The sequence below is a fragment of the Shewanella sp. 125m-1 genome, assembly GCF_052977065.1.
Genome location: NZ_JBRILT010000034.1, coordinates 48885 through 58780 on the forward strand (window position 1 = coordinate 48885; position 9896 = coordinate 58780).

The following is a 9896-nucleotide window of genomic DNA, read 5'->3' on the forward strand; positions in this document are numbered from 1 at the left end:
TATGAGCAGTAACTTACACCAAGCTGGTGTTAAGCTGCTAAAACAGCTTGGACGCCATGCAGAGCTGGTGATGGACGTTTACTTGTCAGGCTCGGTCTCGATTGATGAGAGCAACGCTGGCGCCATCGATAAGCTACAGAAAAGCGATATCTTGTGGCGACCAGAGCCTGAGCAGGAGCTGCGCCTTAAGCGTTCGGTGCGAGCCTTGCTTGAGGAAGCCTTGAGCGATGAGCGTAATCGTCAGATTGACTCTAATGTTGGCTCGTCACTGGCGACCATTAAAACCTTGGCTGCTCACTATAAAGAGGCGCGTCATAATGTCGATTTTGCAGCTTCTGAGGCTTACCTTGCCGACTTAAGTGAACATGTTTACAGTTTTGCCGATGGTCTACGTTACTCAATTCGTGTGCTGTGGAGCCGCATCAACAACGAATTTGGCTATGTAGGCAGCATTAACGCGAAAATCCGCGAAAATGAGTTAGCTCAGAGCCAGGTATCTGAGCTGCTAAATGGCCTTGAGATGTTCCAGTTTAGTGAGCTCGGTGAGATCGCTGGTGATATTCGAGAGCTTAGAAAGCTGCTGGTTACCACCTTGCAAGAAACCTTAAGTGACTGTACTCAAGAGCTTAGTGTTGTGCAGGCACGTTTACTTGAATTGCTTGGGCGTTTTCGCCAAATTCGTGGCCGTACTCGATTGCTAAAAGGTTGGTTGTTGTATACCGACTTACACCCTGATTATCGCCCTGCAGATCACGTTAGCCACAAGCAGCTCCCGGCGTTGTTTAATATCGCTGAGCCACTTCTTGCGCCTGCGGCAGTAGATGTACAAAACCATAGCTTAGAGCCTGAGTTATTAGAGATAGTCTCAAATATTAAACGTATCGACCGCTTAAATGATGTTGGCGTTATGCGTGAGCAAGATGTCTCAGTAGATTTGACCCAGGTGGAAGATTTCGATATTCCCGATAACCCGCTCAAGATAGCGGTAGATGGCTATTTCTGTGCCGTAATCGACTCGGGCAAGAGCCAGTCAGCATTGGATTACCTCGATGAGCATGGTCTGCCTTGGGATAGAGAATCATGGTTGTATCAGGTGATCTGCGGTTATGAGGGCCTGCCAGAAGAGCATCGTAGCTACTTCGAGCTTGAGCATATCGGTGAGCCAGACCCTGTGTATAGCGGTAACTTCATCATTAAGGATGTGGAGCTGTGGTTGGCGTAATCGCCAGTCTAAATCAAGGCTAAAGCAAGCCTAATAGGCCGCAAAACAGCTTAATAAAAAGCACCTTTTAAGGTGCTTTTTTTATGAGCATTAATCGGTGTTGCTGTCTTGGGGTGGAGGTATCGCGCTGTGCGTGCGGTATTTTGCGGTTGATTTCTCTTTTGTGTGGCTTGTTGGTGGTGTTTTTGACTATTCCGTTTTTAAGTTTCTGTGTGGAAAATGATGCGGATATGTTGCTGGTGTAAAAGTTGTGAAATTTAAGTCGTGTTTTGTGGTTGGTGAAAAGCGTTGCTTATCAATGGTTTGATTGCTGTTGTGCTCAGTGGTTACCTGCCTGTATCAAAAACTTATTATGCCATTTTGATTGAAATTTTTGCCAGCATGTTTCACTATCCTTGGCACATAGAGATGAAAACCTATAATTCATCAAAATTGAAGGCAATAGAAGGCATGCGTTAAGACATGTCCTAATAAGGCAAGCAAATGACTAAATCACTTTCGACTCGGATCTTTATCGGTCTATTTTCAGGGCTAATTTTTGGCTCTATCATCCAATACTTCCTCGCTGATATCAGCTTATTCTCTGGCACTATCGTTGACTTGGCCTCAGGCGCAGGCACCATGTTCGTTAATATGATCATGATGCTAGTGGTACCGTTAGTGTTCGTCAGTATCGTTTGCGGTGTGTGCGAGCTTAAGGATCTCAACAGCTTCGGCCGCCTAGGCGGTAAAACATTCGGTTTTTACATCATCAATACTCTAGTGGCTATTGTCGCAGCATTAGGGGTGGCGTTATTGCTTGCTCCTGGTAAAGGCGTCGATATGTCCAGTGGCGGCGGTGTCGATATTGTCGCCACTGAGCTACCTAACCTTGTAGATTTAGTGGTGAGCATAGTGCCGAGCAACCCCGTTGCGGCATTTAGCTCGGGTAACATGCTACAGGTTATCTTTATGGCGCTGCTACTTGGTGGCGTGATTAAATCCTTAGGCGATGCGGCGCAAAGCGCGGTAAATGGCTTTCAAGTTGCTAACAAGATCATGATGAAGTTGATTAGCGTCGTGATGCAATTAGCCCCTATCGGTGTGTTTGCCTTGATGTTAAAGCTTGGTGCAACACTAGAAGCGGCGATATTTGGCAGTGTGGTTGAATATCTGGCGTTGATCTTAGGCTTATTGTTGTTGTGGATTTTCGTAGTGTATCCATTTGCCGTTGGCATGTTCACACAAGTTTCAGCAAAAGAGTTTCGCGCTAAGACCCGCGAGCAAATCTTGTTTTCACTGTCGACTGCGAGCTCAAACGCCACTATCCCAGTGACTATGCGTACGCTTACCGAAAAGCTGGGTGTGAGCCGCGCAGTGGCAGGCTTTGGTGTACCTCTCGGCGCGACCATGAACATGGGCGGTGTATCGATATATATCACTATCGCTATCTTCTTTGTGGCTAATGCGTTCGGCGCACCAATTTCAATGGAGCAGCTACCAGCATTGATGTTCAGTATCTTCTTACTGTCAGTTGGCGCTGGTGGTGTACCCGGTGGCGGCATGGTGATGATTGGTGTGCTTATTCACCAAATGGGTCTTCCCGTAGAAGCCTTCGCCATTGTGGCAGCACTTGACCGTTTAATCGATATGGTACTGACCTCTTGTAACGTGGTGGGTGACACTGCTGTTTTGACCATCGTTGATGAAACAGAAAAGAGCAGCGAGGCTAAGGTCGCAGCAGCTCAGGCTCAAGCTCAAGCTCAAGCTTAAACTGCACTAGAACCGCTATTTCAGGATAAAAATGCCAGCAATTTGCTGGCATTTTTGTGTTCAGTTTACAGCATAGAAGCTGCTTACTTTTCTTTAGTGATGCGGCGGCTTAGCGCGCTTTGGCTGATGCCAAGCATTTGCGCCGCTGCAGTTTGATTGTTAGCGGTGCGGTTCAAGGCTTCGTGAATTAACGCATCGCTCATCTGTGCTAATGTCGGCAAATTCTTAGGGAAGATAAACTGGTCGCTATCAGACGTATTAGCCGGTTTGCTGAGGTTCATTGCTTCCATAAACGGGGTGATATTAAGAGAGATCCCGTCACTGCGACTGACAGCATCAAACACCATGCCTTTAAGCTCATGCAAGTTGCCAGGAAAATCGTATTCCGATAACTGCTGCGCCAGTGAGCTGGGTTGTTGCGGCTCTGAAAGCCCCATATCCTTCGCTGCTAAGCTAATAAAGTGATTGATAAGCATAGATAGATCTAGCTTACGCTGTCTCAATGGTGGCAGTTTGATTGTGTGTGATCGTAGGCGATATAAAAGATCACTTCTAAATTTCCCCGCTTGATTAAGTGCAAGCAGATCATGCTGGGTCGAGGTAATGATTTTACACATTACCGGATAGGCTCTGTCGCTACCGATTGGGTAATACTGTTTATGCTCAATCACATCCACAAGTTTAGCTTGAGCTTCAATTGGCAAGTCACCAATTTCATTTAAATAGAGTAAGCCCGTTTGCACCTGGTGCAATACCCCCGCTTGAGCACTGATCTGGCCATCGTCCTGAGTATGAATTTGGCCAAATAACTGCAGCTCAAAGGCTGAGGTGCTAATACCGGCTAAGTTGACGTTAATAAACGGCGCATCAGCACAAATAAGCTGATGGCACGATTTGGCAAATTCATCTTTACCTGTGCCACTTTCACCCTGAATTAAAATCGGTTCAGGGCTTAAGGCGACCGCCTCAAGATAGCGGAATTGGTCAAGCAGCGCTGGCTCGCAGGTGAGAATATTATTAAACACCTCGGGACGATTTAAGGTGCGGCTTAAAAAGCTTTCTTTAATCCTTAAGTAGTTCCGCTCAAGGCCAACCACTTCTAATGCGCGGCGCACTGTGCGGGCAAGGTCGTCGACGTTATCGGTTTTAATAAAGTAGTCATACGCGCCGTTTTTAATGCAGCGCACGGCAGTGTCAACTTCGTTCACACCTGTGACTATCAACACTCGTGTTTTAGGAAACTCGCTACGGATCATCTCTAGTAAGTCTTCGCCGGAGTGAAATGGCATGGTCAGATCGAGCAGCACAAGGGCGTAGTCACCGGTCTGCAATCGACTCATCACCTGGCGGCTATCGACGCAGGTATCAATTTTCGCTTCCGGTACTAAGCGGTTAAGCGTGATAGAAAGCGTTCTAAGCCAAGAGGCTTCATCGTCAACAAGAAGAATATTTCTAGCAAGTTTCATTTGATACCAATCCTATTAAATATCTGTTCTAGAGCCCAGTGGCTTTCAATTCAAGGTGTATTGATGAAGAAATTAGTACTCCAACGGAAAGCGTATTTTAATCTCAGTCCCTTCGCCAAGACGTGAACTGATCTGCATGTCGGCCTTGTGTTCTTTGATGATGCGGCTGCACACCGATAAGCCCAGTCCAGTGCCACCACTTGAGCGGCGGGTGGTAAAGAAGGGCTCGGTAATTCTTTGTAATGTTGCTCTATCCATACCGACTCCTTTATCGCTAATGACAAGGCAGATATGGCTCTGCTCTACACAGGTTTTGATATCGATGTGATTGCCGCATTCATAGCACTCTGCGTCCTGCCTTATGGCATGACAGGCATTCTGGATAAGATTAATCAGCACTTGATGTAGCTGCTGGGCATCACCCATAACAACAGGTGAGGGAGTTAGCAGGTCGGTAGTGACATTAAATATCTTAGTCTGGTTGGCTGTAAGGCGCAGCGATACCGCTACTACTTCATTAAGGCTAATTGGCTGATATTCGTTGGCTAGGCTCGGTAAGGCATAACGTTTGAGATCGTTAACAATGCGACTTATCCGCTCTGCTCCCTCGTGAATAGACTGGCCACTTAACTCAAGTTCGCCCATTGCAGAGTCTGGAGGCAAGCCTGCCACTGTCCAAAACGGGTTCTGCTTCTGATAATGGTTGCTGGCCTCAGAAAGATCCTTTAGCGCGTCATTAATAAAGGCGATAGCGTGGACGATAATCCCGGTAGGATTATTAATTTCGTGGGCAATACCCGCCGACAGTTCACCGAGGGATGCCAGGCGGCTGGCTTCATCATTAGCTTGGCGTAGCCTATGCTGCTCAGTGGCTTCCTCTAGCAGAATTACCACCTGTAGTTTGCTGATAGGGTGTAACTGCAACTGCCAATACTGGTTGTTGATCTGCATATCTGCGGTTTGCGATTTTTGCTCAGCTAGTGCGCCAGATAGCGCATGGCTCAAGTTAAAGGTTTCGCCATCAATGTAGTGAAACTCAGAGTTTGTCAGTAGGTCGTTATTATTGTCATTACTCCATAAGCATTCGCCGTCTTGGTTAAACAGAGTCACACCATGGGGAATGCCGTCGAGCACTGACTGGAACTGTTTCGATAGGCTAGATATGGCTAACTCGGCTTTTTTGCGCTGGGCTAGCTCTTTTTTAAGCGCCTTAGAACGCTTACGTAGGCTGAGACTGATAAAGCCGGTGAGTAGCATACCGACGGCAGAGAGCAAGCTGACAAAGATGGCTAACGATAACATTCTTTTTTGAGCGGAGTTCAGATCAACTTTCTCGCGGCCAGTACCAAACCACTTATTGACTAAGCGGTCGTACTCACCCGATAGCTTTAATTGTCTGAGGGCATCATTTATCTGAGCCATCAGCGCATCATTCTTATGGTTACTCACAAAGTTGAAGGCGCCATAAATAAGCGGATCACTTGAGCTACGGACTGATGGATACAGTGGCATTAAACGTCTAGCCACGAAGTTCTCAGCGATGACCACATCGACTTCACCTTTTATCAGCTTTTGAAAGCCGGTTTCATACAGGTCGACATCGACGCGGGTAAAGTCCTGCTTTTTTCCTGAAATATACACATCGACAAACGCACCTTTTTTAATGGCGACACGTTTACCTACTAGATCAGCCCAGCCATTAATAAATGACTTACCTTGCAGGGTATACGCTTTGGCATGGGTAGCGTAAATAGGGTCTGACTGGCTCAACTCTCTGTCGATGCTAATCGGGCTCACAACCGCAATCACATCAATTAATGAATCTGGATTATGTACATCATTGAGCAGTTGTTGAAAGCTTTTGCGGCGGGTGACAATGCGTTTACCTGTGAGCTGGCCGATGCGGTCCATTAACTCAAGATTAAAGCCTTGGTCGACACCGTTGTTACGCCACTCTAGCGGCGCAGTTTTTGAATGAACCCCAAAGACGATGTTTTGCTTAAGGTGTGGCTCTTCAGCATGCAACGGCTGCGAGAGTGCTAATATGTAGAGAGTGCAAAGACTGCAAACTAAGTTAACAAATGTTTTCATATTTGAATCTTAGCATGAGCTTATGCAGCATAACTGTGCGGGGTTTCTCGCTTTTAAAGCAATACGTACTGGCTTTAAGTGCTACCGAACCCTTGGTTTATCAGGTTTTTATCATTGTAAGCATCTTTAGCTTTTGAGTTTGGCCGGTTTGTGATCTTGTTAACCTAGTCTTATGCATTTTTGCATAACTGCCTATCAGGTTATGCATGTTTGCATGGCCGCTTTTACAAGCTGTGATCGAGTGTTCAGTTTCTCTAGCTACTTGGTACATGCAGTTGATGCCTTAACGCAATAGGCAGACAATTACCTCGAATTGAGTATTTAAGACAGCGTTTATGACTGTCGTATATAACGTGATAGCTTTTTGCGCTGCTAAGAACAGCAATAAAAAGGCGAGGAAATGAGATGAAAAACTTTAAAAAAGCAGTGTGTATTGCAACACTTCTCGGCTCAGCAGGCTTTATGTCTAACGCCATTGCGGCAGACAACTTGGCAGAATTCCACGGTGAAAACCAAGAGTGTGATAGCTGCCACATGCCAGATGGTGAGCTTTCAAACGACAGCTTAACTTACGAGAATGAACAGTGTGTAGCTTGCCACGGTACACTCGCTGAAGTTGCTGAAGAAACTAAACATGAGCACTACAATGCCCATGACTCTCATTTCCCTGGCGAAGTGGCTTGTACTTCTTGTCACAGCGCTCACGAAAAATCGATGGTCTACTGTGACTCTTGCCATAGCTTCGACTTTGACATGCCTTACACTAAGAAGTGGGAACGTCATGAGCCAAGCATCGATGAGTTATTAAAAGACACTGAAGATCGTCAAGCAGCCCTTGCTGCAGCACCACGTGACACCGTTGATGTCGTTGTTGTCGGTTCAGGTGGCGCAGGTTTCTCTGCAGCAGTATCTGCAGTTGATCACGGCGCTAAAGTGATTCTAATTGAAAAAGAACCTGTTATTGGCGGTAACGCTAAGCTTGCAGCAGGTGGCATGAACGCCGCTTGGACTGATCAGCAAAAAGCCAAAGGCATTAAAGATAGTGTTGAGTCTATGTACAAAGACACTATGAAAGGTGGTCGTGACCTAAACGAGCCAGAGCTAGTTGAAGTACTCACTTCACACTCTAAAGGTTCTGTTGATTGGTTAACCGCAATGGGCGCAGATCTTAACGACGTAGGTCGTATGGGCGGCGCATCAGCCAACCGTTCACACCGTCCAACAGGTGGTGCAGGTGTGGGTGCTCACGTAATTCAAGTACTTTACGATAACGCGGTTAAGCGTGACGTTGATATGCGTATGAACACCCGTGGTATCGAAATTCTTAAAGACGATAAAGGCAATGTTAAAGGCCTACTCGTTAAAGGCATGTACAAAGGTTACTACTGGATTAAAGCTGACGCAGTTATCCTAGCAACAGGTGGTTTTGCTAAGAACAACGAGCGTGTATCAAAACTTGATCCTAAGTTAAAAGGCTTCATCTCAACTAACCAACCTGGTGCCACAGGTGACGGTATCGACGTAGCAGGTAATGCAGGCGCGGCGATGACAGATCTACAATACATCCAGGCTCACCCAACATTATCTGTTAAAGGTGGTGTGATGGTTACTGAAGCGGTTCGTGGTAACGGCGCAATCTTGGTTAACCGTGAAGGTAAGCGCTTCGTCAACGAAATCACCACACGTGATAAGGCTTCTGCAGCGATTTTGAACCAAACAGGCAAATCAGCCTTCCTAATCTTTGATGACTCAGTACGTAAGTCGCTAAGTAAGATTGATAAGTACATCGGTCTAGGTGTTGTACCAAGTGCTGACTCGCTAGTTAAACTAGGTGAGCAGACAGGTATTGACGGTAAGAACCTAACTGAAGCTGTTGCACGCTACAACACACTTGTTAAGAGCGGTAAGGATGCAGACTTTGAACGTCCTAACCTACCTCGTGCTCTTAACGAAGGTAACTACTACGCAATCGAAGTGACTCCTGGTGTTCACCACACTATGGGCGGCGTGAAGATTGACTCTAAAGCTGAAATCATGAACGCGAAGCAGCAAGTTATCCCAGGTCTATATGGCGCAGGTGAAGTAACTGGTGGTGTTCACGGTGCTAACCGTCTAGGTGGTAACGCTATCTCTGATATCGTCACCTTCGGTAGAATGGCTGGTGAGAATGCAGCGGCTTATTCTAAAAAGAATTAGTCTAAAAAGAATTAGTCTAAGAAAAACTAATCTTAGATTGTTAGTCGGGGTTGGGATTTGAGTTAAGTTTCAGCCTTAGACTAGAAAACAAAAGCCTTCATCTTATAGATGGAGGCTTTTTTGTTTTCTCAATTTCAGTTGAGAGTGATTGATGCCAAAGGCTTGAAGCAATCAAACTTCGTTTGATAAAGGTCGTGGCTTTGCGACTTACCAAGCTGCGCTTGAGCTTGGAGTTAGACTGCGTCTAACAACTAATGTGCATGGGACGGTGTCCCACTAATGCTAATCAAGCTCCGCTTGATAAAGGTCGTGAGCTTCCAGCTCACACACGGGCAAGAGGGGGACAACAGCTTCCCCCTCTTGCATCTCCCGAGCCGCCCCGACGAAGTTGTGATTCCTCATACTCCAATAAAAATTGCCTAACGGCTCAGATGGGACATCCATGTCCCGCCGAGCCTGAACCATCATCCATGATGCTTCCACGGCATTTTCATCTACGTATTTCGGCAACTCCGATGGGGAACTGGTGTTTTCTGTGAGAGTGGTAGCTCGATTTTTCCCCTTTGCGAGTTACTGTCGATAAGCAGCATAGAATAGGTGACAGCCTGTTGAGCTACTTTTATTAATCAATAAATGGGAGTCACTGATTTCTTTCGATTCAACATCAACACTAATGCTCACTTTCAATTTTCTGGCTCGTTTATTCAACAGCACTCTGGTAGAGTGCTTATAAATCAATAGGTTTGCTTTAGCAAAGCTTAAATAATAGGTTTATTAAATGTACATGCGAGTTTTGCCAAAAATACGCGCATGCGCACTATACAAACGTTATGTTTACTATCAACAATGGGGCTATACATATGGAAAGGTACGCTTATTTTTCTCCGGCAACCGTGTCCGCGGAGGAGTTAAGAGGGGCTTATGCGTTTGTTGTTGATATTGCAAATGATGTGGTCAACTAAAACTGTACACCAACAGGGGATGCGTATTTACGCAGCCATTTCGGCCGCTGTTGGGGTCATGTAATTATTATAACTATGACCCCGTTTTGTATTGTAGTGCTTCAAGATATAGTTGATGCAGTCGAACTTCGCTTCCTTAAAACTGTTGTAGCCGTATTTAGGCATCCACTCTGTTTTAAAGCTCCTAAAAAAACGCTCTATTACCGC

6 protein-coding genes are annotated in these 9896 nt (G+C 46.0%); 3 read left to right on the plus strand and 3 right to left on the minus strand.

Features of this window, described 5'->3' with window-relative positions; genetic code table 11:
* Nucleotide 1: 1 nt before the first annotated feature.
* Together ACVBIK_RS14655 and ACVBIK_RS14660 are read left to right on the plus strand one after the other, a co-directional pair.
* Nucleotides 2–1222, plus strand: a complete 1221-nt coding sequence (locus ACVBIK_RS14655) for a phosphoenolpyruvate carboxylase (protein ID WP_447160960.1) — start codon at nucleotides 2–4, stop codon at nucleotides 1220–1222.
* Nucleotides 1223–1705: 483 nt separating this feature from the next.
* Complete coding sequence (locus tag ACVBIK_RS14660) at nucleotides 1706–2974, plus strand: dicarboxylate/amino acid:cation symporter (RefSeq protein WP_447169982.1); 1269 nt, start codon at nucleotides 1706–1708, stop codon at nucleotides 2972–2974.
* A gap of 83 nt (nucleotides 2975–3057) precedes the next feature.
* On the opposite strand, the gene ACVBIK_RS14665 is transcribed toward ACVBIK_RS14660, so the two are convergent.
* Nucleotides 3058–4440 (minus strand): sigma-54-dependent transcriptional regulator, encoded by a 1383-nt coding sequence (locus tag ACVBIK_RS14665; protein ID WP_447160962.1) that lies wholly within the window; start codon nucleotides 4438–4440, stop codon nucleotides 3058–3060.
* Nucleotides 4441–4512: 72 nt separating this feature from the next.
* Entirely contained in the window at nucleotides 4513–6531 is a 2019-nt protein-coding gene (locus ACVBIK_RS14670; protein ID WP_447160963.1) for an ATP-binding protein, read from the minus strand.
* Nucleotides 6532–6936: 405 nt separating this feature from the next.
* Between ACVBIK_RS14670 and ACVBIK_RS14675 the strand changes: the two genes are divergently transcribed.
* Nucleotides 6937–8727, plus strand: coding sequence for a flavocytochrome c (locus ACVBIK_RS14675; RefSeq protein ID WP_447160964.1), 1791 nt, complete (start codon nucleotides 6937–6939; stop codon nucleotides 8725–8727).
* A 989-nt stretch (nucleotides 8728–9716) separates the two neighbouring features.
* On the opposite strand, the gene ACVBIK_RS14680 is transcribed toward ACVBIK_RS14675, so the two are convergent.
* The coding region (locus tag ACVBIK_RS14680) for an integrase core domain-containing protein (protein ID WP_447169942.1) at nucleotides 9717–9896 on the minus strand (180 nt) is incomplete at its 5' end.

Excerpts from the sequence above, each read along its gene's own strand:
- ACVBIK_RS14675 (WP_447160964.1), top strand. The coding sequence starts at position 6,937 with ATGAAAAACTTTAAAAAAGCAGTGTGTATTGCAACACTTCTCGGCTCA.
- ACVBIK_RS14665 (WP_447160962.1), bottom strand. The coding sequence starts at position 4,440 with ATGAAACTTGCTAGAAATATTCTTCTTGTTGACGATGAAGCCTCTTGG.
- ACVBIK_RS14670 (WP_447160963.1), bottom strand. The coding sequence starts at position 6,531 with ATGAAAACATTTGTTAACTTAGTTTGCAGTCTTTGCACTCTCTACATA.
- ACVBIK_RS14660 (WP_447169982.1), top strand. The coding sequence starts at position 1,706 with ATGACTAAATCACTTTCGACTCGGATCTTTATCGGTCTATTTTCAGGG.
- ACVBIK_RS14655 (WP_447160960.1), top strand. The coding sequence starts at position 2 with ATGAGCAGTAACTTACACCAAGCTGGTGTTAAGCTGCTAAAACAGCTT.